The organism is Pseudomonas sp. TE50-2, from assembly GCF_040813665.1.
Lineage (GTDB): Bacteria > Pseudomonadota > Gammaproteobacteria > Pseudomonadales > Pseudomonadaceae > Aquipseudomonas > Aquipseudomonas soli.
In genome coordinates, this window is the sequence record NZ_JBFNXN010000001.1 from 2643790 (window position 1) to 2667805 (window position 24016).

The 24016-nt window shown below is 62.2% G+C and carries 16 protein-coding genes and 2 pseudogenes; 4 read left to right on the forward strand and 14 right to left on the reverse strand.

Translation table 11 applies throughout. The features are described 5' to 3' along the window. Nucleotides 1–63: 63 nt before the first annotated feature. Both AAHK21_RS12115 and gbcB read right to left on the reverse strand, forming a co-directional pair. Nucleotides 64–369: pseudogene (locus AAHK21_RS12115) on the reverse strand (RHS repeat-associated core domain-containing protein); the annotation flags it as partial. Between the two features lie 220 nt (nucleotides 370–589). Next, nucleotides 590–1690, reverse strand: coding sequence for a glycine-betaine demethylase subunit GbcB (gene gbcB / locus AAHK21_RS12120; protein ID WP_046857453.1), 1101 nt, complete (start codon nucleotides 1688–1690; stop codon nucleotides 590–592). 297 nt (nucleotides 1691–1987) lie between these two features. Here gbcB and gbcA point away from each other — a divergent pair, with 297 nt between their 5' ends. Further along, nucleotides 1988–3280, forward strand: a complete 1293-nt coding sequence (gene gbcA, locus AAHK21_RS12125) for a glycine-betaine demethylase subunit GbcA (RefSeq protein WP_367857352.1) — start codon at nucleotides 1988–1990, stop codon at nucleotides 3278–3280. Nucleotides 3281–3431: 151 nt separating this feature from the next. On the opposite strand, the gene AAHK21_RS12130 is transcribed toward gbcA, so the two are convergent. The 9 genes and pseudogenes from AAHK21_RS12130 to AAHK21_RS12170 form a co-directional block, all read right to left on the reverse strand. Then, a complete protein-coding gene (locus tag AAHK21_RS12130) occupies nucleotides 3432–4175 on the reverse strand; it encodes an RHS repeat-associated core domain-containing protein (RefSeq protein WP_367857353.1) in 744 nt (247 codons plus the stop codon). Between the two features lie 446 nt (nucleotides 4176–4621). After that, nucleotides 4622–4942: pseudogene (locus AAHK21_RS12135) on the reverse strand (RHS repeat-associated core domain-containing protein); the annotation flags it as partial. Nucleotides 4943–5020: 78 nt separating this feature from the next. Further along, nucleotides 5021–5866: an RHS repeat-associated core domain-containing protein gene (locus AAHK21_RS12140; RefSeq protein WP_367857354.1), complete on the reverse strand. Its 846-nt coding sequence runs from the start codon at nucleotides 5864–5866 to the stop codon at nucleotides 5021–5023. 447 nt (nucleotides 5867–6313) lie between these two features. Then, the gene (locus AAHK21_RS12145; protein WP_367857355.1) at nucleotides 6314–7084 is read right to left on the reverse strand and encodes an electron transfer flavoprotein subunit beta; all 771 of its coding nucleotides are present in this window, start codon (nucleotides 7082–7084) and stop codon (nucleotides 6314–6316) included. An 11-nt stretch (nucleotides 7085–7095) separates the two neighbouring features. Beyond that, a complete protein-coding gene (locus AAHK21_RS12150) occupies nucleotides 7096–8328 on the reverse strand; it encodes an electron transfer flavoprotein subunit alpha/FixB family protein (protein ID WP_367857356.1) in 1233 nt (410 codons plus the stop codon). After that, entirely contained in the window at nucleotides 8328–10280 is a 1953-nt protein-coding gene (gene dgcB, locus AAHK21_RS12155) for a dimethylglycine demethylation protein DgcB (RefSeq protein WP_367857357.1), read from the reverse strand. Before dgcB ends, AAHK21_RS12150 begins: the two co-directional genes overlap by 1 nt. Nucleotides 10281–10456: 176 nt before the next feature. Beyond that, nucleotides 10457–12517 carry a dimethylglycine demethylation protein DgcA gene (gene dgcA / locus AAHK21_RS12160; RefSeq protein WP_038707195.1) on the reverse strand — a complete coding sequence of 687 codons (2061 nt, stop codon included), beginning with the start codon at nucleotides 12515–12517 and terminating at the stop codon, nucleotides 10457–10459. Nucleotides 12518–12532: 15 nt separating this feature from the next. Further along, nucleotides 12533–13063: a DUF5943 domain-containing protein gene (locus tag AAHK21_RS12165; RefSeq protein WP_367857358.1), complete on the reverse strand. Its 531-nt coding sequence runs from the start codon at nucleotides 13061–13063 to the stop codon at nucleotides 12533–12535. A gap of 77 nt (nucleotides 13064–13140) precedes the next feature. Beyond that, nucleotides 13141–14118 carry a dipeptidase gene (locus AAHK21_RS12170; protein WP_011536164.1) on the reverse strand — a complete coding sequence of 326 codons (978 nt, stop codon included), beginning with the start codon at nucleotides 14116–14118 and terminating at the stop codon, nucleotides 13141–13143. 274 nt (nucleotides 14119–14392) lie between these two features. On the opposite strand from AAHK21_RS12170, the gene AAHK21_RS12175 reads away from it, so the two are divergent. Continuing rightward, nucleotides 14393–14794, forward strand: a complete 402-nt coding sequence (locus AAHK21_RS12175) for a lysozyme inhibitor LprI family protein (RefSeq protein WP_046857459.1) — start codon at nucleotides 14393–14395, stop codon at nucleotides 14792–14794. 55 nt (nucleotides 14795–14849) lie between these two features. Here AAHK21_RS12175 and AAHK21_RS12180 read toward each other — a convergent pair whose 3' ends face one another. Beyond that, nucleotides 14850–16526, reverse strand: coding sequence for a DUF4153 domain-containing protein (locus tag AAHK21_RS12180; protein ID WP_367857359.1), 1677 nt, complete (start codon nucleotides 16524–16526; stop codon nucleotides 14850–14852). A 318-nt stretch (nucleotides 16527–16844) separates the two neighbouring features. Between AAHK21_RS12180 and ilvD the strand changes: the two genes are divergently transcribed. Beyond that, nucleotides 16845–18686: a dihydroxy-acid dehydratase gene (gene ilvD, locus AAHK21_RS12185; protein ID WP_046857461.1), complete on the forward strand. Its 1842-nt coding sequence runs from the start codon at nucleotides 16845–16847 to the stop codon at nucleotides 18684–18686. A gap of 164 nt (nucleotides 18687–18850) precedes the next feature. Here the strand turns inward: ilvD and AAHK21_RS12190 are convergent, their stop codons facing one another. Further along, nucleotides 18851–19909: a haloacid dehalogenase-like hydrolase gene (locus AAHK21_RS12190; RefSeq protein WP_367857360.1), complete on the reverse strand. Its 1059-nt coding sequence runs from the start codon at nucleotides 19907–19909 to the stop codon at nucleotides 18851–18853. 244 nt (nucleotides 19910–20153) lie between these two features. Here AAHK21_RS12190 and AAHK21_RS12195 point away from each other — a divergent pair, with 244 nt between their 5' ends. Further along, a complete protein-coding gene (locus AAHK21_RS12195; protein WP_046857463.1) occupies nucleotides 20154–21545 on the forward strand; it encodes an L-cystine transporter in 1392 nt (463 codons plus the stop codon). A gap of 40 nt (nucleotides 21546–21585) precedes the next feature. Here AAHK21_RS12195 and AAHK21_RS12200 read toward each other — a convergent pair whose 3' ends face one another. Beyond that, nucleotides 21586–23973, reverse strand: a complete 2388-nt coding sequence (locus AAHK21_RS12200) for a TonB-dependent siderophore receptor (RefSeq protein ID WP_367857361.1) — start codon at nucleotides 23971–23973, stop codon at nucleotides 21586–21588. Between the last annotated feature and the right edge of the window lie 43 nt (nucleotides 23974–24016).

Genomic DNA, 24016 nt, shown 5'->3' on the forward strand with positions numbered 1-24016 from the left:
GTCAGCCTGAGGTTGGGGGGACCTCCTCGGCCGCTTAGATACAAGCATTGGTATTGACGCTCTGCCGCTCGAATCGGTCTGGTTTATCGGGTCACCGATACAGTAAACGTAAGCATTCAGACCTCCCGCCTCGAACGGGCTGAGGCGGTCAGCCGATTGAAAGCGCATGAGGGTCGGGTTGTAGACACGATGGCCGTTACCCAGGTGGTAGCGATCCATCCCGCTGTCACGCGGCTCCCCGCAGTACGCGACTACCGGCCCGTCGTGAGAAGGCAACGCTCCGTAGGGCGTATGGCAACGGTTGGAAAAGCCTGTGCCAGAGAGTGGCGTTCTCTGCTTGTCCGCAGCGAGCAGATGGGGAGTCGACATATCCGTTCAACCTGCGTTCGTTTGCCGTCCCAGACATACTGACAGCAGCCCCCGCAGGTATGAAACTGACAGAATTACCAGGTAGCACTACTCACAGGCCAATGCGGGCGCAATCTCCGCAGAGGATTACCCAGCCACTTGGGCTGGGCATATCACAGAGAACTGAAGCTGAAGGCGGAGCATGTGGGAGCGCACCTGTCCTACGGCGCTCCCTGATGGATCAATACTCGATCCGCACATCCCCCTTCGGCACGCTGCAGCACGACAGGATGTAGCCCTCGGCCTCATCCTCCTCGGTGATCCCGCCGTTGTGCTCCATCTCCACCTCGCCGCCGAGCTTGAGCACCTTGCAGGTGCCGCAGATGCCCATGCCGCAGGCCTTGGGGATCATCAGCCCGACCTTGGCCGCCGCCGCATGCACGGTCTCGCCCGGGGCCACGCGGATGCTCTTGTCGCTGCCAACGAACTCCACCAGATTCAGATCGGCCACATCCACTTCCGGCGCATCGGCCGCCGCTTCGGCGTGCTCGACCGCATCGGCCTTGGCTTCAGGCGGCGTCGCGCCGAACGATTCCTCGTGGTAGTTCTTCATGTCGAAGCCGACCGCTTCGAGCATGCGCTTGACCGCGCTCATGTAGGGCGTGGGGCCGCAGCAGAAGATGGTGCGCTCGAGGTAGTCCGGGGCAATCAGCTCCATCAGCCGCTGGTTCAAGTAGCCCCGATAACCCGCCCACGGCTCGCCCAGCCCGTGCTTCTCGCAGATGATGTGCAGGCTGAAGTTGGGGATGCGCGAGGCCATCTGCTCCAGCTCACGGTGGTAGATGATGTCTTTCGGCGAGCGGGCGCTGTGCACGAACACCATGTCGACATTGGCGTTGGTGTCGTAGAACCAGCGCGCCATGGACATCACCGGGGTGATGCCGACGCCGCCGGACAGGTACAGCGTCTTGCCGGCCGGGAAGTCGATGGCGTTGAACAGCCCTACCGGCCCGTGCACCGGCAGCTCGGCGCCTTCGTGCATGGTGTCGTGGAGGAAGTTGGACACCAGCCCACCCGGCACCCGCTTGACGGTGATCGAGAAGCTGTAAGGCACTGACGGCGAGCTGGAGATGGTGTACGAACGCATCACCGGCTTGCCTTCGATCTCCAGTTCCAGGGTGACGAACTGCCCGGGCTTGAAGAAGAACATGATCGGCTGGTCAGCCATGAAGCAGAAGGTGCGCACGTCCCAGGTTTCCTGGATGACCTTGACGCAACGCACGATGTGGCGGCCATTGGCCCAGGTCTGGGTGGTAACCGGGTTGAGGAAGGTATCGGACATGTTCATCTCCAGCAGCCGACTGTCGGCCTTTCTTATGGCTCCGATAATGCGCATAGCGCCGTCTACGTACATTCCCATCCGCGACATCGGCGTGCTTATCGCGACCAGCCCCGCGCTACAAGGGCTGGCGCGTCGGAATTCGATGCGGCCATGTCGCCCGTGGATATGGTCCTTTCACTGCCCGGACGCACACTCCTCGGCAAAACAACACGCTGTTTATCTCGAAGAACAGCCTTGCGGCACTACAACAACGATTAGCCACTTCAGCCGGCCGCACGCGGCCACGAGGACCACACGATGGACGTCACCGCAACCCTGAGCCTGGGCGATCCACTGGAACCTGCACGCAAGGCCACCGCCGAGATGCTGCAGACCCGCGAGCGCACCTACTCGCTGCCGCAACCGTTCTACTGCGATGAGCGCCTGTTCCAGATCGACATGCAGGAGATCTTCCACAAGGAGTGGCTGATCGCCGGCATGGTTTGCGAGATCCCGACCAAGGGCAACTACATCACCCTGCAGATCGGCAAGAACCCGATCATCGTGATACGCGGTGCCGAAGGTAAGGTGCATGCCTTCCACAACGTCTGCCGCCACCGCGGCTCGCGCCTGTGCGTCAGCGACAAAGGCAAGGTGGCCAAGCTGGTCTGCCACTACCATCAGTGGACCTATGAGCTCGATGGCCGGCTGCTGTTCGCCGGCACCGAGATGGGCGCCGACTTCGACATGAACCAGTACGGCCTCAAGCCTGTGAACGTGAAAGTGGCCGGTGGCTACATTTTCATCAGCCTGGCCGAGAATCCGCCGGCCATCGACGAGTTCCTCGCCACCCTCGACCACTACATGGAACCCTACGACATGGAGAACACCAAGGTGGCGGTGCAGACCACCTTGATGGAGAAGGCCAACTGGAAGCTGGTGCTGGAGAACAACCGCGAGTGCTACCACTGCAGCGGCTCGCACCCGGAGCTGTTGAAGACGCTGCTGGAGTGGGACGACACCAACGACCCCCGCGCCAGCCAGGAATTCAAGGACCACGTCGCCGCCTCGGCCGCTGCCTGGGACGCCGAGAAGATCCCCTACCTGCACAAGAGTCATGGCCTGCGTAATCGCATCGTGCGCATGCCGCTGCTCAAGGGCACCGTGTCGATGACCATGGACGGCAAGGTGGCGTGCAAGAAGCTGATGGGCCGCATCAAGAACCCGGATCTGGGCTCGATGCGCATCCTGCACCTGCCGCATTCGTGGAACCACTGCATGGGCGACCACATGATCGTGTTCACCGTGTGGCCGATCAGCGCGCAGGAAACCATGGTCACCACCAAGTGGCTGGTGCACAAGGATGCGGTGGAGGGTGTGGATTACAACCCCGAGGAGATGCGCAAGGTGTGGGATGCCACCAATGACCAGGATCGGCGGTTGGCGGAGGAGAATCAACGGGGGATCAACTCAACCGCCTATCAGCCGGGGCCGTATTCGAAGACCTATGAGTTTGGGGTGGTGAATTTCATTGACTGGTATAGCCAGCGGCTGCTGAACAACTTAGGTGCCGAGCCGGCCCCTTATTTAAAGGAAGTGACCTCTCAGTAACCTCGGAGCCCTACTTGCTGTCTGGCCATAGGCAGTCGGTATGTAGGGCATTCCACCCTCATCTTGCGCAGCCACAGCTATAACCCTGTAGTCTTCTTATGTTCGCGTGGAACGACTACGGGAGGCCCTCTGCTACACAGCAAATATCCCCTTACAGCCTGCTCAAAAAGTCCTCATTCTCCCCTGCTTGCCTCAACATATCGTTGGTGCGACTCAGACCGGCTTGCCTCTTTTTCTGTATCGCCTGAACAATATCTACACCGGCAATGAGAATGTCGACACCTGTCGCGCTTAGACTGAATACTGCGGCCGCTCCCTTCAAATTGTCAGCGGTAATCATCAGTCCATCATAGCCCGCCTGCTCTCCCGGCGTAGTAGGGCCTGGCAGGTTGCTTACAAGCTCAGATATCGCGGTCAATCCAACTGCAGTCGCCTTGAGCGTGTGTGAAACATATTCACCAAGCTTTTTCGGTTCATACCATGGCACCTCTGAGCCGGTGACAACACGCTTTACAATTTTCTCGGAAACAAGAATACCTTCCATGAAAATTTTTGCCGTCATGAGATTATTTTTCGCGACTGAATAGAACTGTCGCCCATCAGTGTCTACATGATTGACAGGGTCAAGCCCGCAATAGGCATAATAATTTATCCCCCCTTGGGCAAAAGGACTCAATGCGTCTGGAGAAAGAAAACGCATCAGGGAGGGACTGTAAAAACGATGACCATTACCGAGCGCGTACCCGTTCAGACTACACTCACCCAACTGACCTGCGAACCCCAGTAACGCGCTAGGTGACTTCACAAATCCGTAGACGGTGTATGCACCACCTGTGAGGCTGCTCAACGTGCTTCTTTGCCTGTCAGTTTGATAAAACAGCGCATTGATTGTCATGACGGTTTCCCCTAGAAAAACCTGTTACTTTCCTCTCGATAATCTGCAGTGCTCGATGAACCTCGGACATTCATGGTCTGTACGTTTAATGAACCTGGTGAAGGAGGTACGCTTCCACTTGACTCTGTATCACTTGACGCTTGCGACCCTGGTGGTGAAAGCTCATTAAGCTGTTGAGTGACTTGCATTAACGACTCTTCGAAACTTTGCTTGCGAAGATACAGTTCCACGATAGTTTTTCTAAGCATTATTTCCGCTTTGCTTGGATTAACCGAAGAGGGGCTAATATTTTCGACTAGCACCTTCTGGCTAGACACCAGCCTATCATCCAGTTCTTTAATTGCTAAATTTAAACTCACAGCCCGATTTGAAAGATCATATAATTGAGCAGACTGAAAATCCGCCGGGGATATCTTCCTACCTAACCTTTGCTTTCCTGGCGTTCTCCCAGTGTCATCTCGAAAATTAACTGGATCTCCATGACAGTATGCGTAGGTATTTATCCCACCTCGCCCAAATGGACTCATCTGGTCGGCAGAAAAAAAACGCATCAGCACGGGACTGAATACCCGATAGCCATTTCCGAGCAGATACCCCTTCAAGAAACTTTCACGCACTATCCCATCAAAACCCATCAATGGCCCGGCGGGCATTACCGGACTTGCGCCATATACGGTATAAGCAATAAATCTAGGACCGCCTCGTAGCCTGACAGCTAGGGTGCTGTGCTGAAGATCAGTCTGCAACAATGAGAGAGAGGTGAACATGGTCGTTACCTCGACAGGGCGAATAGTCAAAACGAATCGTAACTGCGTCAAAGTTGACGGAGTATCCTAACCGGAAAATTAATCAACTCGCCTCAATGCAGCGGCATGATCGGAAGGTTCGGGATCGCTATCAGAGCTAGTCGAGCCCGGGCGGCTGCCCCTGACATCTACGACGCTGTGCTGAGTTTTGAACGTGCTAAGCACTTTTTCATTTTCCTGGGCCATTTCCGCCATTGCGATTTCGTCCGCATGTATGGTCCGGAAACTCTGTTGGACACGGTTGGCCACAGGCGCAGCCAATGCCTGGAGCTTGTTAAGATAGTAACTGCCGCCCTTCAGCATATCTTTTCCAAACAGGTACCCGAATGTGCCAAAACCATTTATGCCCGTTGTCCAGTTAGCATAGTCATCACCAGCGGGTTCCCCGTGGTACTGCAGCAAAGCACTATACATCCCCACTGCGGCGACGGGAGCAGCAATGAGCGCGGTAATCGCATCCGCTGTCGATGGCAATTCTCGATTTTTTATCATCTTGACTACTTCTCTGCCGGCCACATACAGCGCCGGCAAATTACCTGCCACAGTCGCCTTGTACCCAGGAATATTACCGCTTGGGTCCGTCATGTTGATGGGGTCCCCCTTGCAATACGCATAGGGGTTCAGGCCTCCGGCACCAAAAGGGCTCAGCGTATCGGGAGAATGGAAACGCATCAGCTGAGCGTTGTAAGCCCTACGGCCATTGCCCAGCAGGTAACTACCCGATCCTGATTCACGAAACTGCCCTGAATACCCCATGCGCGCGAAACCCGTTAACGCGCAACGGTCACCGAATGGGGTATAGGAAGCAAGCGCATATCCTGAAGCGTCCAAAGCAAGGCTAGTGCTCAGCAGGTGGTCGCTCGCTAATAGCTTTTTCTTGAACATGGGTAGGCTCCTGTCTGACGTGACAGCAACGCTATCACCCACTACCACCGAGCTTTAACTGGCAAAATTGCTAGGTCAGACAGACAGCTTGGTCCATGGGGACCCCTTTAAGCTATTGACGGGTACGGCCCGACCTATTTATCCAACGGCTCCGCCGCCCACCGCGGCTCAAAAAATAGTCACTTCTGGGCAGCTCAATGAAGTCCGGGCCCGCAGCCTTGAGCAAACAAATTATCCACAGAGGCATGAACAGGCTTTGTTGAAAACTCGAAACCTTCTAGCCCTACCCTGTGCATATTTGAATTCTCCCCCAATGCCGAGTCTCCGCCCCAGCGAAAACACTACTGTTCAAAATTCGACCAATTCTTTATAAGCCCTGTCGTACATGGCTTACAGCGGTTTTCGAACAAATTATCCACAATGTGACCAACAGCCATTGTGGGTAAATCAGCGCAGCACCCCCTCCTCCATCAGCAATTTGAGAATGGCCTCGGCCCCTTCCTGTGGAGAAACATCCTTTAGTACCTTGCCGCCTCCGCCACTGGCCTTGGCCGTGGCAGCCTTCATACGGTCGGCGCCACTCTTGGCCTTGATCACCTTGAGCCGCTTGGGTCGTGGGCGGGCCGGTTGCAGGGCGTCTTCGGCCAGCAGCGGATCGTCCACGACTTCTACCGTGCGCGCCGCCAGCACACCGCGCCGGGCCGGGCCGAAGGCCGATTGCCGTGGCTTGGGCGCGGCGTTATCCACAGTCGCCAGCAATGGCAGGCGCACTTTCAGGCGACGCCGCTGGCCGCGTGGCAGTGCCTGCAGCACCTGGGCAGTGCCGTTGTCGATGGACTCGACCTCGGCCAACCCCACCACCAGCGGCCAGCCCAGTTTCTCGGCCAGAAGGAATGGCAGCATGCCCGAGCCTTCACCGGTTTCGGCCTGGCTGCCAGCCAGCACCAGCTGGGCACCCGCCTCGCGCAGATAATCGCCGAGCACGCCCAAGACATCGGCGCCCGCAGGCTGTTCCAGCACATCCAGATGATCCAGCCCCATGCCCAGATACGCACGCAGCGCCTCTTCCCGAGGATCGCCAGCATGCACCACCTGCAAGTTATCCCCAGCCAGTTGCAAGCCCAGTTCCACGGCACGGGCATCCTGCTCGGCGCGTCGGGCGCGGCCGGAGCTGGGGTGGGCGCCGATCGAGACCAGGCTGATGACTTTCGTACTCATGCTCGCTGCCCCTATGCCGCGTCGCGCTGGCCGCTGCTGCGGAAGTTGTCCACAGCCTCGATCAGTGCCTGGAGAATCGCCGAGCTGTCGCCGATCACCGACAGGTCGGCCCGTTTGATCATGTCGCAGCCCGGGTCCATGTTGATCGCCACCACCTTGTCGCAGGCACCGATGCCCTGCAGGTGCTGGATGGCGCCGGAGATACCCACAGCCACATACACCCGTGCGGTAACCCAGGTGCCGGTAGCGCCGACCTGGCGGTTGCGCGGCATGAAGCCGTCGTCCACCGCCACCCGCGACGCGCCTTCGGTGGCGCCCAAGGCAGCGGTGGCCCGGTGATACAGATCCCAGTCCTTGACCCCGTTGCCGCCGGAGACGATGAACTCGGCTTCGGCCATGGCGATGGCCGCCGGGTCCACGGCCACCGAGCCGAGGTCTTCGATGCGCGACAGGCTGCGCGCCACGCCTGTGGACAACTCCACCGGCAGGGCTTCATGGCGAGTCTCGCTTACCGGCTCGGCGCATTCGGCAGCGGCGAGGATCAACCGCGGCACGTCGCGCTGGATATCCTGCTGGCCCGCGCCGGCACGGCCGATGCACTGGCCATCCTTGACCTGCCACACCCTTGTTGCCGGGCGCTCACCCAGGGCTGCGGCGAAACGTCGGCCCAGCTCGCCACCACCGCTGCGGCTGTCGGGCAGCAGCCAGTGGCGTGGGGCGAACTGGTTATCCACAGCCCGCAGGCCCTGGACCAGTTGTTCCGGTGCATAACCCTCGAAGGCCTCACCCTCGATGACCAGCAGGCGGTCGACGCCGGCTGTGGAAAAGTTGCTTTCCTTGTGCTCGCCGAACACCACGGCCAGCACCGCACCGTCGCTACCGGCCAGGCTGTGGGCCAGGCCGAGCAGATCGCGGTCATGGCTGCCGAGACGACCGCCGACCATATCCGGGACCACGGCGATATAGAACGCAGGCGCAGCCACGCTGTGCAGCGGCAACTGCACTTCGGCAGCTGCCGTGCGCCGGCCACCGACACTGGTGCCCTGCTGGGCGCCGCTGCGGTCGATGCGCTTCAGGCCGTTGGGGCCGATGAAGCCGGCAGCAATCGCATGGGGATTCTTGCGCATCAGCCCATTGGGGCCCATCCAGCTGGTTTGTTGCGTCTGCATGGCCGCATGCAGCGGGTGCAGGCGGTTACGGGCGATCCACTCGGCGCGTGGGTCGCGGCGGATGATGTCGCTCATCAGTGCACCTCCGCAGGTTCACGTTTCGCCGCTGGCGACTTTGCGCTGGCGGGGGCCTCATCTTCGATCAGTACATCGGCGACCAGCTCGGCCAGGTCCTTGATCTGTGGGCGCGGTTCGACCACGCCTTCGAGCATCGCCGTGCACTGCGGGCAGCCCACGGCCACCAGCTCCGCTTCGGTCTCGCGGATATCGTCCATGCGCATGTCGGGGATACGCTGCTTGCCGGGGATATCGGTGATCGGCGCACCGCCGCCTCCGCCACAGCAGCGGGAACGGAAGCCCGAGCGCTGCATTTCGCGTACCTCGATACCGAGGGCCCTGAGCACGTCGCGCGGGGCTTGGTACTCGCCGTTGTAGCGGCCCAGGTAGCAGGGATCGTGATAGGTCACGCTACCGCCCTTGTGCTGGCCGAGGTTGAGCTTGCCGGCGGCGATCAGTTCGGCGATGTAGGTGCTGTGGTGCTGCACCTGGTACTCGCCGCCAAGGGCGCCGTACTCGTTCTTCAGCACATGGAAGCTGTGCGGGTCGCAGGTGACGATGCGCTGGAACTGATATTTGGCCAGGGTCTGGATATTGCGCTTGGCCAGTTGCTGGAACGTTGCCTCGTCGCCCAGGCGGCGCGCCACGTCACCGCTATCGCGCTCTTCCAGGCCGAGCACGGCGAAGTCCACGCCGGACGCTTTGAGCACTTTGACGAAGGCGCGCAGGGTGCGCTGGTTGCGCATGTCGAAGGCGCCATCGCCCACCCAGAACAGCACCTCGGTGGTTTTCACCTCTGGGAGCAGCTTCAGGTTGAGGTCGGCCGCCCAGTTCATCCGCCCGCCGGGGGCGAAGCCGCCGGGGTTGTCGGTGGCGATCAGGTTGTCCAGCACCTCGGCGCCCTTGTTCGGCGTGGCGCCCTTTTCCAGGGTCAGATGGCGGCGCATGTCGACGATGGCATCGACGTGCTCGATCATCATCGGGCATTCCTCGACGCAGGCGCGGCAAGTCGTGCACGACCACAGCGTCTCGGCATCCACCAGGCCGTTGACGATCGGCTGGTGCGGGTGGCCGCCATGTTCGCCGATCGGCTTGCCCGGGTACGGGCTGCCGGCGAACCGCGCGTCGGTGCCACCGGCCAGGCCGATGACCATGTCCTGGATCAGTTTCTTCGGGTTCAGCGGCTGGCCAGCGGCGAACGCCGGGCACATGGCCTCGCATTTGCCGCACTGCACGCAGGCGTCGAAACCGAGCAACTGGTTCCAGGTGAAATCCACCGGCTTTTCCACGCCCAGCGGCGCATTCGGGTCTTCCAGATCCAGCGGCTTGAGGCCAGTGGAGCGGCCACCGCCAAAGCGTTCGGCGCGGCGGTGCCAGGCCAGGTGCAGGGCACCGGCGAAGGCGTGCTTCATCGGCCCGCCCCAGGTCATGCCGAAAAACAGCTCGGACACGCCCCAAACAACGCCGATACCCAGCAGTGCGACCAGTACCCAGCCGCCCGTGCCTTCAGGCAGGATCCCCGCCACCGGCAAGGTAGCAATGAAGAAGCTCGCCGCGAACATCAGCAGGCTCTTGGGCAGGCGCATCCACGGGCCTTTGGACAGGCGCGCAGGCGGATCGAGGCGGCGTTTGAAGACGAATAGAGCGCCGGTGAACATGATCACCGTGGCCACCAGCAAGGCGTAACCGAGGATCTTGCTGTGCAGGCCGAAGCCGTGCACCAGGATCGCCAGCACGGCCGAGAGCACGAAGCCGCCAGCGGTGGCCACGTGGGTCTTGGACATGTACTTGTCGCGCTCGACCACATGGTGCAGGTCCACCAGGTAGCGCCGCGGCATGGCCAGCAGACCGCCGATCAGGTCGACCTCGCTTGGCCGCCCGCGCCGCCACATGCGCACCCGGCGCAGGGCGCCGAGCACCGCCAGGGCGAGAGCGGTGAACAGCAGAATGGGTAGAAGGGTGTTCAACATGGGAGGCTCCCACAACAGCGGTAAGCGTGCGTCGGTCCCTGTGGGAGAGGTCGGTGGGAGCGGGCTTGCCCCGCGATAGCGTCCGATCGGCCAATCAGGTTGCACCTGCTGGCGCTATCGCGGGGCAAGCCCGCTCCCACCGTGTTCTCCCTACAGGAACCGCGTTGGTCCTGGGCTCAGAAATCCTTGCACAGCCGCAAGGCGTCGTAGATCGCCGCGTGCACGTTGCGCTGGGCCACGCAGTCGCCGATGCGGTACAGCAGGTAGCCCTCGCCCGGCTGGCTGAGGATCGGCTGCGGCTTGATGGCGAACAGCGCCTCCACATCGATCTGGCCCTTGTTGCGCGAACCGTCCTTGAGCGCGTAGTACAGCTGCTCATCGGGACGCACGCCGTTTTCCACCACCACCTGGTCGACCACCCGTTCTTCCTTGGCGCCGGTGTACTCGTTCTCGAGCACCGCCACCAGCTTGTCGCCTTCGCGGTAGACCTTCTCCAGCATCATGTCGCCGGTCATGATCACTTCTTTCGGGTACATGCTGCGGTAGTAGGTCGGGAAGGTGGTGCCGCCCATGGCCACGCCCGGCTTGATGTCGTCGGTGACGATCTCGACCTGGCTGCCCTTGTCGGCAATGAAGTCGGCCACCGACATGCCGGTGAATTCGCAGATGGTGTCGTACACCAGCACGTTCTTGCCCGGCGCGACCTTGCCGTCGAGCACGTCCCAGCTGCTGACCACCAGACCTTCGGCAGCGCCCCAGTGCTCGTTCTGTTCAAGGAACGAGTGCCCGCCCACCGCCAGCACGATCACATCCGGGCGCAGGTCCTGGATGGTCGCCACGTCGGCGGCAGTGCCCAGGCGCAGGTCGACCTTCAAACGCGCCAGCTCCAGCTGGTACCAGCGGGTGATACCAGCAATCTGGTCACGCTGCGGGGCCTTGGCGGCGATGGTGATCTGCCCGCCAATCTGCTCCTTCTTCTCGAACAGGGTCACATCGTGGCCACGTTCGGCTGCCACGCGGGCCGCTTCCATGCCGGCGGGGCCTGCGCCAACCACCACCACCTTGCGCTTGACCCCGGTGGTCTTCTCGATGATGTGCGGCACGCCCAGGTATTCACGGGAGGTCGCGGCGTTCTGGATGCACAGCACATCCAGGCCCTGGTACTGGCGGTCGATGCAGTAGTTGGCACCGACGCACTGCTTGATCTGGTCGATCTGGCCCATCTTGATCTTGGCGATCAGGTGCGGGTCGGCCATGTGCGCGCGGGTCATGCCGACCATGTCCACGTAGCCGCCTTCGAGAATGCGCGTGGCCTGGTTCGGGTCCTTGATGTTCTGCGCGTGCAGCACCGGGACCTTGACCACTTCCTTGATGCCGGCCGCCAGGTGCAGGAACGGCTCCGGCGGGTAGCTCATGTTGGGGATGACGTTGGCCAGGGTGTTGTGGGTGTCGCAGCCCGAGCCGACCACGCCGATGAAATCGAGCATGCCGGTGGCGTCGTAGTAGGCGGCGATCTGCTTCATGTCCTCGTGGCTGAGGCCATCGGGGTGGAACTCGTCGCCGCAGATGCGCATGCCCACGCAGAAGTCGTCGCCGACTTCCTTGCGCACGGCCTTGAGCACTTCCAGGCCGAACTTCATGCGGCCTTCGAAGGTGCCGCCCCATTCATCGGTACGCTTGTTGACCCGCGGGCTCCAGAACTGGTCGATCATGTGCTGGTGCACGGCCGACAGCTCGACGCCGTCCAGGCCGCCCTCCTTGGCCCGACGCGCAGCCTGGGCGTAATTGCCGATCACCCGCCAGATCTCTTCCACCTCGATGGTCTTGCAGGTGGCGCGGTGAACCGGTTCACGGATGCCCGAGGGTGACATCAGCGTTGGCCAGTTGAAGCCGTCCCAACGCGAACGCCGGCCCATGTGGGTAATCTGGATCATGATCTTGGCGCCATGCTTGTGCATGGCGTCGGCGAGGTTCTGGAAGTGCGGGATGATGCGGTCGGTGGACAGGTTGACCGAGGCCCACCACTCCTGCGGGCTGTCGATGGCCACCACCGACGAGCCACCGCAGATCGCCAGGCCGATGCCGCCCTTGGCCTTCTCTTCGTAGTACTTCACATAGCGGTCGGTGGTCATGCCGCCGTCGGTGGCATACACCTCGGCGTGCGCGGTGCTGAGCACGCGGTTGCGGATGGTCAGCTTGCCGATCTGGATCGGCTGGAACATTGCTTCGAAGGCCATGACGCTATCTCCGGCTTACAACGGCTTTGTAACGAACAGGCCATCTTCGTGGCCTTCTTCCGACCCGCCGTAGACCTGCTCGGCCACGGTGCGGATCGAGCTGCCGCGAGCGGCGAGAATCTGATCCATGGCGCCGGCGAACCAGCCGGTGAACATGTAGTCGACCTTGCGGCCGCACTTGCCGTACACGTACACGAACGCCGAGTGCTTGAGCTTGACGCTGCAGGTGCCTTTTTCCAGGTCGATGTCCTGGATTTCGAACAGGCCCCAGCCACGCTGGCTCAGGCGCTTCATGTAATGCTCGAACACCGCCACGCCTTCCAGGCCATGGCATTCGGCTTCCTTCTCGCACCAGTGCCAGGCGGACTTGTAGCCGGCCTTGTAGAGGATCTCGGCATAGGCGTCGGCGCCCAGCACTTCCTCGATGCCCATGTGGTTGTTGACGAAGAAATGCCGTGGCACATACAGCATCGGCAGGGCGTCACTGGTCCAGACACCGGTCTCGCTGTCGACTTCAATTGGCAATTGCGGGGCGATCTTGGCCATGGAAACTCAACTCCATACAAATTTTTATTGGTGTGCCCCGGCGTTGCTGGCAGGGGCTTTCAGGCTTGGAGAGCGGCTTACTCGCCCCAGACGTCCTTCAGGACGTTGACCCAGTTTTCGCCCATGATCTTGCGCACCACGCGCTCGCTGTGGCCGCGTTTGAGCAAGGTCTCGGTGAGGTTGGGGAACTCGCCGACGGTGCGGATGCCCAGTGGGTTGATGATCTTGCCGAAGTTGGTCAGGCGCCGGGCGTAGCCCTTGTCGTGGGTCAGATACTCGAAGAAGTCCTGGCCGTGGCCCTGGGTGAAGTCGGTACCGATACCGATGGCGTCTTCACCGACGATGTTCATGGTGTACTCGATGGCTTCGGCGTAGTCGTCGATGGTCGAGTCGATGCCCTTGGCCAGGAACGGCGCGAACATGGTCACACCGACGAAACCGCCGTGGTCGGCGATGAATTTCAGCTCTGCGTCGGACTTGTTGCGCGGATGTTCCTTGAGGCCTGAAGGCAGGCAGTGGGAATAGCAGACCGGCTTCTTCGATTCGAGGATGACTTCCTCGGAGGTTTTCGAGCCGACATGGGACAGGTCGCACATGATGCCGACGCGGTTCATCTCGGCGACGATCTCGCGACCGAAGCCCGACAGCCCGCCGTCGCGCTCGTAGCAGCCGGTGCCGACCAGGTTCTGGGTGTTGTAGCACATCTGCACGATGCCCACGCCCAGTTGCTTGAACACGTCGACGTAGGCGATCTGGTCCTCGAACGCGTGGGCGTTCTGGAAGCCGAAGAGGATGCCGGTCTTGCCCAGTTCCTTGGCCTTGCGGATGTCGGCGGTGGTACGCACCGGCATCACCAGGTCGCTGTTTTCGCGGATCAGCTTCTGGCTGGAAGCGATGTTGTCGACGGTGGCCTTGAAGCCCTCCCACACCGAGACCGTGCAGTTGGCCGCGGTCAGCCCGCCCTTGCGCATGTCCTCGAACAGCTCGCGGTTCCATTTGGCAATGATCAGGCCGTCGATGACGATGCTGTCGGCGTGAAGTTCGGCTGGGCTCATCAGGCTGTCCCCTTTTATTGAAGTTTGCAGGCGCCGAACCTTGTGCCGACGCTTTGGGGCCAGCATATGCCTGCGGCCCGAGGCGCCCCGATGCAAAAACGACAGGGGGTTTGCCGAAAGCGTCAATGGCCGACCTGGCACGCTCTAACGCGCCCCTCGGCAATGAGAGCGAGTCTCGACAACGCTGTTTCATGAACATTTTCTCGGGGAGCTATCGCCCGGGCCTGGGCTGAGCGAGAATCCAGCGACTCGCAGCCTCTTCAGGAGAAACCCGATGAAATCAATGGCATGGCTGGTCTTGCTGGCAGTGGCTTTCGGCGCTCACGCTGCCGAAGAGGAAAGCACCCCCTGCGACAACGTCGAGACCGACCAGCAGGGCTATGCCTGCGCCGCCTACAACAAGCAGACCGCCGAACGCGAGCTGAAGGCGGCTTATGACGACCTCATGCAGCGCATTCGCGACCAGTACGCGGATGAAAGCGACAAGGCCGCGGCGCTGAGCGGCAAGATGGAAGCCGCCGAGAAACTCTGGACGCAGCTGCGTGACGCCGACTGCAAGGTCGAGACCTGGGCCGAGAAACCCGGCAGCAAGGCGTTCGAGGCGGCGTGGGACACCTGCGTGGCGCAACGTAGCGATGAGCGGTCGGAGTACCTGCAGGGCATCGGCCAGCAGTGACCTTTTGCCCGCGAAGGGCCGCCAAGCGGCCCCCGGGGAGTTTCCGCGCCGGGCGCTAGCGCCTGAACTCCGGCCGCAGCTCCTGGCCATCGATGCTCAGCGTCTTGTAACGCGGCGCCACCAGTTTCACCGCCCCCTCGCGAATACCGTTGGCCAGGCTTTCGAGGTTTTCCATGTTGCCGCTCAGGCTGCCCACCTCGCGCCACTCGCGGTCTTCCCAGGTGAACACGAACAGCTGCGATGCATAGGTGTGCCGGGGGATCATCAGCACTTCGTTGTGCCCGTCGCCATCCAGGTCGACTGCCCACAGGTAGCAGCCCTTGCCACCGCACTGGCTTTGCGCAAGCGTCGCGTCGGCCAATGATTCGCTGCTCGATTGCACCGGCCCGAGCCACTCGAACTTCGGGCCATGGTCTTCGGCCACTGTAGGTTGACGCACCTGGGCCATCTGCACCAACAACTGCTGGCGGCGGCCCGCATCGAACAGTTCATCCGTCTGCAGCCGCTGCTCGAGCTGCTCGAAGGCTTCACGCCCCGGCTGGCCGAGGTCGCGATACAAGGTCTCGGCGTCGAACTCGGTGATCGGCGTGTGCCCGTTGACCAGACGCTGCACCTGGCTCCTCGCACTCAATGCCTGCGGATCGAGCAGCGGCGTGTAGAACACCACCACCAACAGTGCACTGAGCAGGGCGATCCATGGATTGCTCAGGCGCAGGCTGTGCAGCCAGGCCTGGCGCGACGCCAGCACCGCCCAGACCGCCGCCAGGCCATGCGCCAGCATCACGCCCACCAGCATCGACGCCATGATCCGTGTCGGTGTCAGCCCGTACTGGTCGATACGCAGCCAGCTCGCATAGGCCGCCAGGCCCACCAGCACCGGCAGGCACAGCAGGCTGGCCTCCACCAGGCGCTTGAGCGGCGCGGGGTAGACGCTACCTTGCCGGCCATCCTGGAACACGCCGTTGACCAGGAACAGGTTGATGCCCGCCAGTACCAACAGAAGAGTGGTCGAATAGCCAGTGTCCCACACCGGTTGCAGGCCGGAGAACGGCAATGTCAGGGTGAACAGCACGGCGATCAGCGCACTGAGCGGCAGCAGGAAGCGGCACAGCGTCAGCAGGATGCCGCGCAGCAGGCCGATGATCTTCTCGTTTTCCCGGCCCATGCGCATGCCCAGCGAAAACACCACCGGCAACACCAGCCAGAGAAACACCGGTGACTCCACCGCGTCCTTGACCTGCGCAACGCCCAGCATGCTGAACAGCAGCGCGCACAACCACAGCAGTTGCCAGAACAGTCCGGTCAGCAGCTGTGCCAGGAAGACGATGAAAACGTTGTTCCAGGCATGCCGGAACAGATCTTCGTAGCGCGGGCGCAACCCTTCGCCGGTCGGCCAGGCGAGAATGAACGCAGTGCCGATATAGGCCAGCACGATGGCGGCCAGGCACCAGGTCTGCTGCAGCCAGTCCATATGCCCGGTATCGAAGAGCCAGGCACTGATCCCGCTGAGCAGCACGGTCAGGCCCAGTACCAACCAGCCGGTGCCACGCTGCAGCACCGCGCTGCCAAGCAACTGCAGGTTCACGCCCGCTACCGCCACCGCGACGCACAGGGCTACCGACAGGCTGAAACCCAGCAGCTGACCCTCCCCCTTCACGGTGGTGAGCCACACCAGGCCCTGGATCAGGCCGATGACGACGTAGAACAATAAGGAGCGACTTGGCGCTGGCATTGCAAATCCTTTTGGCCAGAGAGGTAGGAGGCGCGCAAGTCTACCGAAACCGGCTCGCACCACGCCAAGGCCTTTACCTTGCGGGCTGGCGACTGCCAATTATCACAACGCCATTCCCTCACGAGCGCGGCGGTGTAGAATCGAGCCATTCATCGCCAGACACCCCCGGCGGGTTTATGAGCTCTGGTCGAGCCTGCGGCGATCCCGCGCGGTCCTTCGACCCCCATCCGTGCCTGTGGCAACCGGCCTTCGGCGTTTTTAGGACAAGAGAAGCTCACTCCCTCATTAGTGACCTGATTAAGCCGCCAGGAGCGCTCCATGCCTGATTATCGTTCCAAGACCTCCACCCATGGCCGCAACATGGCCGGCGCCCGTGCCCTGTGGCGCGCCACCGGGATGAAGGACGAAGACTTCAAGAAACCGATCATCGCCATCGCCAACTCGTTCACCCAGTTCGTCCCGGGCCACGTGCACCTGAAGGACCTGGGCCAGCTGGTTGCCCGCGAGATCGAACGCGCCGGTGGCGTGGCCAAGGAATTCAACACCATTGCCGTCGATGACGGCATCGCCATGGGCCACGACGGCATGCTGTACTCGCTGCCCAGCCGCGAGATCATTGCCGACGCCGTCGAGTACATGGTCAACGCCCATTGCGCCGACGCCATCGTCTGCATCTCCAACTGCGACAAGATCACCCCCGGCATGCTGATGGCCGCCCTGCGCCTGAACATCCCGGTGATCTTCGTCTCCGGCGGCCCGATGGAAGCCGGCAAGACCAAGCTGGCCAGCCACGGCCTGGACCTGGTCGACGCCATGGTCATCGCCGCCGACTCCTCGGCCAGCGACGAGAAGGTCGCCGAGTACGAGCGCAGCGCCTGCCCGACCTGCGGTTCGTGCTCCGGCATGTTCACCGCCAACTCGATGAACTGCCTGACCGAGGCCCTGGGCCTGGCCCTGCCGGGCAACGGCTCCACGCTGGCGACCCACTCCGACCGCGAGCAGCTGTTCCTTACCGCAGGCCGCACCATCGTCGAGCTGTGCAAGCGCTACTACGGCGAGGGCGACGCGTCGGTGCTGCCGCGCAGCATCGCCAACTTCAAGGCGTTCGAGAACGCCATGATGCTCGACATCGCCATGGGCGGCTCGACCAACACCATCCTGCACCTGCTGGCCGCGGCCCAGGAAGGCGAGGTGGACTTCGACCTGCGCGACATCGATCGCCTGTCGCGCAAGGTGCCGCAGCTGTGCAAGGTGGCGCCGAACATCCAGAAGTACCACATGGAAGACGTGCATCGCGCCGGCGGCATCTTCAGCATTCTCGGCTCGCTGGCCCGTGGCGGCCTGCTGCACACCGACCTGCCGACCGTGCACAGCCCCAGCATGGAAGAAGCCATCGCCAAGTGGGACATCACCCAGACCGATGACGAAGCCGTGCACACCTTCTTCAAGGCAGGCCCGGCCGGTATCCCCACGCAAACCGCGTTCAGCCAGTCGACCCGCTGGGAAACCCTGGACGACGACCGCGAAAACGGCTGCATCCGCAGCTTCGAGCACGCCTACTCGCAAGAGGGCGGCCTGGCCGTGCTGTACGGCAACATCGCCCTGGACGGCTGCGTGGTGAAGACCGCCGGCGTGGATGAGTCGATCCACGTGTTCGAAGGCAACGCGAAGATCTTCGAGAGCCAGGACAGCGCCGTGCGTGGCATCCTCGCCGACGAAGTGAAGGCCGGCGATATCGTCATCATCCGCTACGAAGGCCCGAAAGGCGGCCCTGGCATGCAGGAGATGCTCTACCCGACCTCGTACCTGAAGTCCAAGGGCCTGGGCAAGGCGTGCGCGCTGCTCACCGATGGCCGCTTCTCCGGCGGCACCTCGGGCCTGTCCATCGGCCATGCCTCGCCGGAAGCCGCCGCAGGCGGCGCCATCGGCCTGGTGCGCGATGGCGACAAAGTGCTGATCGACATCCCCAACCGTTCGATCAACCTGCTGGTCAGCGATGAAGAGCTGGCCGCGCGTCGTGTCGAGCAGGACAAGAAGGGCTGGAAGCCGGCGGAAGTGCGCCCACGTAAAGTGACCACTGCACTGAAGGCCTATGCCCTGCTGGCCACCAGCGCCGACAAGGGCGCGGTGCGCAACAAGGCAATGCTCGAAGGGCTGTGAGGCTCTGAAGGCAAAAAGAACCGGCGCCTGGTGCGCCGGTTTTTTTATGCCTGAGAAGGCCTCATCGCCGGCAAGCCGGCTCCCACAATGCAATCGCTGGCCTTGGCATTGCACCTGTGGGAGCTGGCTTGCCAGCGATTGGGCCGGAACAGGTCATGCGTATTTCACTGAATCTGCTCCGGCGTCACGATCACCCAGTTCTTGTCCGCCGTCACCGGCAAGCCTTCATTGGCCTGGGCCGCTGCATTCTTCGCGATCATGCCGTTGAGCTGGTCCATGTACTTGGCCTTGCGGTTTATCCACAGGTGGATGCCGCCTTTGTTCACATCGACGCCGTGGAACTGCATGTAGCCATCGCTGGTCGGGGTATCGCCCCCTACCAGCACCGGTTTCTTCCACTCATCGATGTAAGTGAGGATCGCCGCCTGCTTGCCCGCCATCCAGGTGGCCGGCGTCCACAGGTACGGGGTCAGCTCCAGGCCTTCGTTGGCCTTGGGATCGTACTGCCCGGCGCTGATCTGCTTGCGCGCCGTGGTCAGCTGGCCACTGGCGCGGTCCTTGAGCAGCAGGCTCACACCGATCACGTTCTGTGGTTTGACGTTGTAGCCGTACTTGGGATCTGAGGCGACCATGCGTACCAGCTCTTCGGACGCCGCCGAGATCACATAGACCTCGATGCCGTTCTCCATCAGCTTGTTGTACAGCTCGGCCTGGCCCGTGAACACCTTCGGCGGCTGCACCTCGATACTCTTGACCTGGTCGCCCTCGTAGTAGGTGCTGGGGATCGGCTTGCCCGAGGCCATCAGCTCGTCGACCTGCTGCTTCAGTTCCTTGAGAGTGAAGCCCGAGAATACCTGCGCCACCCAGGGGTAGCAGACCATGTCGTCGAGTTCGCACAGGCGGTAGTAGTAACTGAACAGGCTCTCCTTGTGCTCGGCGCTGTCCTTGAACGGGATGAGTTTGAGCGAAGGGTCGAGCTTGTCGCGGGTCAGCAGGCCCTTGTTCTCCATGAACGGTAGCAGTGCCTCTTCGAGGTCGAAGCGGTAGCTGGTGTTGTCCATGTCGAACACCGCGTAGTTACCCTTGTTGGCGTTGGCGGCAATCATCGCGTCGAGCTTCTGCGCGGCTTCGGCCGGCCAGTGCTTGAGCTCGGTGGCCGCCCAACTGCTGGCACTCAGCAACAAGGCAAGGCCGCCGGCAAGGATTTTCGGAGCTGACATCATGTGCGGTTCTCCCAAAGACGTGGCCGCTCAACCCTAGACCTGATTTGTGACAGGCAGGCATGCGCCACCGACCTCGAAGCAACCGCAAACGCCATGTGTATTGCCAAAAACGACCAGGCGTTATTCCATAAACGACTATGCAAATTCCTTTTAGGTATAAATTCGTTTGTTTTCAGGCTGTTAGCATTTCCGTTCGTAATCGCTCACAGAGGCGATGCCTCTTTTGCCTTTTTCCGGAGCTTCAATGAACCTGCCGCTGTCACTCAACCTGCTGGCGTTCCTGGCCCTGCTGCTGGGCCTGGCGCAAACCCGTCGCACCGACTGGAGCCTGGCCAAGAAGGTGCTGCTGGGCCTGGCCCTCGGCGTCGGCTTCGGCCTGGTGCTGCATACGATCTACGGCGCCGGGCACCCGGTGCTCAAGGCCACCATCGGCTGGCTCGACCTGGTCGGCAATGGCTACGTCGGTTTGCTGCAGATGATCGTCATGCCGCTGATCTTCGCCTCGATCCTCAGCGCCGTGGCCCGCTTGCACAACGCCTCGGCACTGGGCCGCATCAGTGTGCTGAGCATCGGCACCCTGCTGCTGACCACCGCGATCGCCGCGCTGCTCGGTATCGCCCTGACCAACCTGTTCGGCCTGAGTGCCGAGGGGCTGGTGGCCGGTGCCCAGGAAAGCGCCCGCCTGCAGGCCATCCACAGCGACTACGCGGGCAAGGTCGCCGACCTCAACATTCCGCAACTGCTGCTGTCGTTCATCCCGACCAACCCGGTCGGCGACCTGGCCCGGGCCAAGCCGACCTCGATCATCAGCGTGGTGATCTTCGCCGTGTTCCTCGGCCTCGCCGCACTGCAACTGATCAAGGACGACAAGGACAAGGGCGAGCGCGCCCTGTCGGCCATCGACGTGCTGCAGGCCTGGGTCATGCGCCTGGTGCGCCTGGTGATGAAGCTCACCCCCTACGGTGTGCTGGCCTTGATGACCAAGGTGGTGGCCAGCTCCAACCTCGACGACATCCTCAAGCTGGGCAGCTTCGTGGTGGTGTCGTACATCGGCCTGGGCCTGATGTTCGTGGTCCACGGGGTGATCCTGGCGCTGACCGGCGTCAGCCCGCTGCGCTTCTTCCGTAAAGTCTGGCCGGTGCTGACCTTCGCCTTCACCAGCCGTTCCAGCGCCGCCAGCATCCCGCTGAACATCGAGGCGCAGACCTTGCGCCTGGGCGTGCCGCAATCGATCGCCAGCTTCAGCGCCTCGTTTGGCGCGACCATCGGCCAGAACGGCTGCGCCGGCCTGTATCCGGCGATGCTGGCGGTGATGGTCGCCCCCGCAGTGGGCATCGATACCTTCGACCCGCTGTGGATCGCCACCCTGGTGGCCATCGTTACCCTCAGCTCGGCAGGCGTTGCCGGCGTCGGCGGCGGCGCGACCTTCGCCGCGCTGATCGTGCTGCCAGCCATGGGCCTGCCGGTGGAACTGGTGGCGCTGCTGATCTCGGTGGAACCGCTGATCGACATGGGCCGCACGGCGTTGAACGTGAATGGTTCGATGACGGCGGGCGTGGTTACCAGCCAGTTGCTCAAGCAGACCGACCAGCAGGTGCTGGCTGGGGATGAGCATGCACAACTGAGTCACTCCTGAAAGATTACCGGGGGCGCTTTGCGCCCCCGGCGATCCAGGCTCAGTACGTCGCGCGCAGCTTGAGCGTCAGGTTGCGCGGCTCGCCATAGAAGTTCGAGCCCCAGGCACTGTCCACACGCTCGTAATACACACGGTCGAACAAATTGTTGGCCGTGAGTGTCGCCGACAGGTGCTTGTTGAAGCGATAGCCCACCTGCGCCGTGGCCACGCTGTAGCCACCCTGCACGAAGTCCACGCTGTTGCGCGTGTAGTAGGTGGAGCTGACCACCCGCACGCCGCCTCCGACACTGAACCCTTCCAGCGGCCCATCGGCGAACGCATAGCGCGTCCACACATTGAAGTTGTGCTTGGGCGTGATGCTGATGCCCTGGTAGTCGGCCTGACGCCCCGACTCCAGGCGGGTGAAGGCGTAGCCGGTGCTGATGCTCCAGTTGTCGGTCAGGTTACCGGACAGCTCGGTTTCCCAACCCTGGCTGCGCACCTTGGCCTGGGCCTCGTAGAACGGCGTCTGGCCAATCTGCTGGGCGCGGTTCTCGTCATAGATGCGGAACACCGCCACGCTGCCGTTCAGGCGGCCGTCGAAGAACTCCCGTTTCAGGCCCAACTCATACTGTTTGCCCTCGCGCGGCGCCACCGTGCTGTTGCCGCCGGCCATCTGCGTCTGCGGCTTGTACACCGTGGTGTAGCTGGCATAGGCCGACAGTTCGGGGGTGAGCTTGGCGACCAGCGCACCGTAGGGGATCACCTTGCGGCGAACACTGGTGTGGGGGTCGGAGAATTCGTTGAAGAACGGGTTGGCGTTGTGGCCATCGCTGTCGAACCAGATCACTCGGCTACCGAGGATCACGTCCAGCCAGTCGTTGGCGCTGACCTTGGTGCGCGCATACAGTCCGTACTGGTTCGACTTGGACGAGTTGCCGTTGTCCATGGCGTAGTCGATCTTGGGGATGTCGATGCTGCCAGGGTCGAACACGTTGATGTCGAACCACTCCCGGCCACCGTAGCGAAAGTCCTTGTCCACATGCTGGTAGTCGGCGCCCACGGTGAGCTCATGGGTACGCCCGAACGCCTCGAACGGCCGCGTCACGAAGCTGTCCAGGCCCAGGGTCTTGATGTGGGTGTAGTAGTTGTAGGCCACCGCGGAACTGGCACCGGTCGCCGGGTCCACGGCGCCGTCGGTCCAGGTGAAGTTGCGCGTGGGTGCCTCGGCGTCGCGATAGGTCAGCGAGGTCTTGAACTGGCCACCATCATCCAGCGCATGGTCGACCTCGAAGAAGCTTTCCCAGACCCGCTCGTCCAGCTCGTTCCACTTCGCGTCGACGAAGGTCGAGCGCTTGACGTCGAGCAACTTGCCGCTGTCGTAGGCCGGCAGACCGAACGCGGGCACCGACTTGTTGCGCTGGTAGGCGCCGCCCAGGGTCAGGGTGGTGGCCGGCGACAGGTCGTATTCCAGGCGCCCATACATCATCGGGCGCTCGTTCTGTGCGTAGTCGACGAAGGCCTGGTTGTTCTCGTAGGCGGTGACAAAACGCCCGCGCAGGCTGCCATCGCTGTTCAGCGGCCCGGTGACGTCAACCGTGGAGTGGTAGCGATCGTAGGTGCCCGCCGACAGCTCACCAGACAGGGCAAACTTGCCCAAGGCGCGCTTGCGCACCAGGTTGATGGTGCCACCGGGTTCGCCCGCGCCCTGGTACAGGCCGGATGGCCCGCGCAGCACTTCGACGCGGTCATACATGGCCAGGTCGAACGCCGTGGCCATGTCGCCTTGCCCGGTGGGCTGGGTGACGCCATCGACCTGCACCAGGTCGACCGGGAAGCCGCGCATGTAAACGTCATTGAGGTTGGAGCCGGTGTTGTAGCTCTTGATCGTGGTACCGGTCACCTGCCGCATGGCGTCCTGCAGGCTGTTCATGTTCTGGTCGTCCAGGCGCTGGCGGGTCATTACCGACACCGACTGCGGGATGTCCTTGAGCTTCTGCTCACCCTTGCCAAGGGTCAGCGATCCAGTGGTGTAGGAGCCGGTGCCTTCGGTGGTGGTGCCCAACTGGCTGCTATCGATCTTCACCGCGCCCAGTTGCATCGCGTCGTCGTTCCCGGCGCGCTGGCGCTCCAGGGTGACGCTGTCGTTGTCGATGTAGGCGGCATTCAGGCCAGTGCCCTGGAGCAGGCGGGCCAGTGCCTGCTCCTGTGGATAACTGCCACTCAGGCCCGGCGAGCGCAGGCCCTGGGTGAACTCACCGGGTACCAGCACCTGGATCCGGGTAACCGCACTGAAGGCCGCCAGGGCCGAGTCCAGCGACTGCGCCGGGATGTCGAAACGGTAGACCTGCGCCTGCGTGGCGGCCAGGGCCTGCCCGGGCCCGATCAACGCGGCGCTGCCAAGCGCGATGGCCAGGCCGAGCACGGCCCGAGTGGCGGTGGTTTTCATCAATGGGGCTCCCCGAAAGCGTCAAAGTGATCGACTGGCGCGG

Coding starts and splice junctions, on each gene's coding strand:
- gbcB (WP_046857453.1), bottom strand. CDS start 1,690: ATGTCCGATACCTTCCTCAACCCGGTTACCACCCAGACCTGGGCCAAT.
- gbcA (WP_367857352.1), top strand. CDS start 1,988: ATGGACGTCACCGCAACCCTGAGCCTGGGCGATCCACTGGAACCTGCA.
- AAHK21_RS12130 (WP_367857353.1), bottom strand. CDS start 4,175: ATGACAATCAATGCGCTGTTTTATCAAACTGACAGGCAAAGAAGCACG.
- AAHK21_RS12140 (WP_367857354.1), bottom strand. CDS start 5,866: ATGTTCAAGAAAAAGCTATTAGCGAGCGACCACCTGCTGAGCACTAGC.
- AAHK21_RS12145 (WP_367857355.1), bottom strand. CDS start 7,084: ATGAGTACGAAAGTCATCAGCCTGGTCTCGATCGGCGCCCACCCCAGC.
- AAHK21_RS12150 (WP_367857356.1), bottom strand. CDS start 8,328: ATGAGCGACATCATCCGCCGCGACCCACGCGCCGAGTGGATCGCCCGT.
- dgcB (WP_367857357.1), bottom strand. CDS start 10,280: ATGTTGAACACCCTTCTACCCATTCTGCTGTTCACCGCTCTCGCCCTG.
- dgcA (WP_038707195.1), bottom strand. CDS start 12,517: ATGGCCTTCGAAGCAATGTTCCAGCCGATCCAGATCGGCAAGCTGACC.
- AAHK21_RS12165 (WP_367857358.1), bottom strand. CDS start 13,063: ATGGCCAAGATCGCCCCGCAATTGCCAATTGAAGTCGACAGCGAGACC.
- AAHK21_RS12170 (WP_011536164.1), bottom strand. CDS start 14,118: ATGAGCCCAGCCGAACTTCACGCCGACAGCATCGTCATCGACGGCCTG.
- AAHK21_RS12175 (WP_046857459.1), top strand. CDS start 14,393: ATGAAATCAATGGCATGGCTGGTCTTGCTGGCAGTGGCTTTCGGCGCT.
- AAHK21_RS12180 (WP_367857359.1), bottom strand. CDS start 16,526: ATGCCAGCGCCAAGTCGCTCCTTATTGTTCTACGTCGTCATCGGCCTG.
- ilvD (WP_046857461.1), top strand. CDS start 16,845: ATGCCTGATTATCGTTCCAAGACCTCCACCCATGGCCGCAACATGGCC.
- AAHK21_RS12190 (WP_367857360.1), bottom strand. CDS start 19,909: ATGATGTCAGCTCCGAAAATCCTTGCCGGCGGCCTTGCCTTGTTGCTG.
- AAHK21_RS12195 (WP_046857463.1), top strand. CDS start 20,154: ATGAACCTGCCGCTGTCACTCAACCTGCTGGCGTTCCTGGCCCTGCTG.
- AAHK21_RS12200 (WP_367857361.1), bottom strand. CDS start 23,973: ATGAAAACCACCGCCACTCGGGCCGTGCTCGGCCTGGCCATCGCGCTT.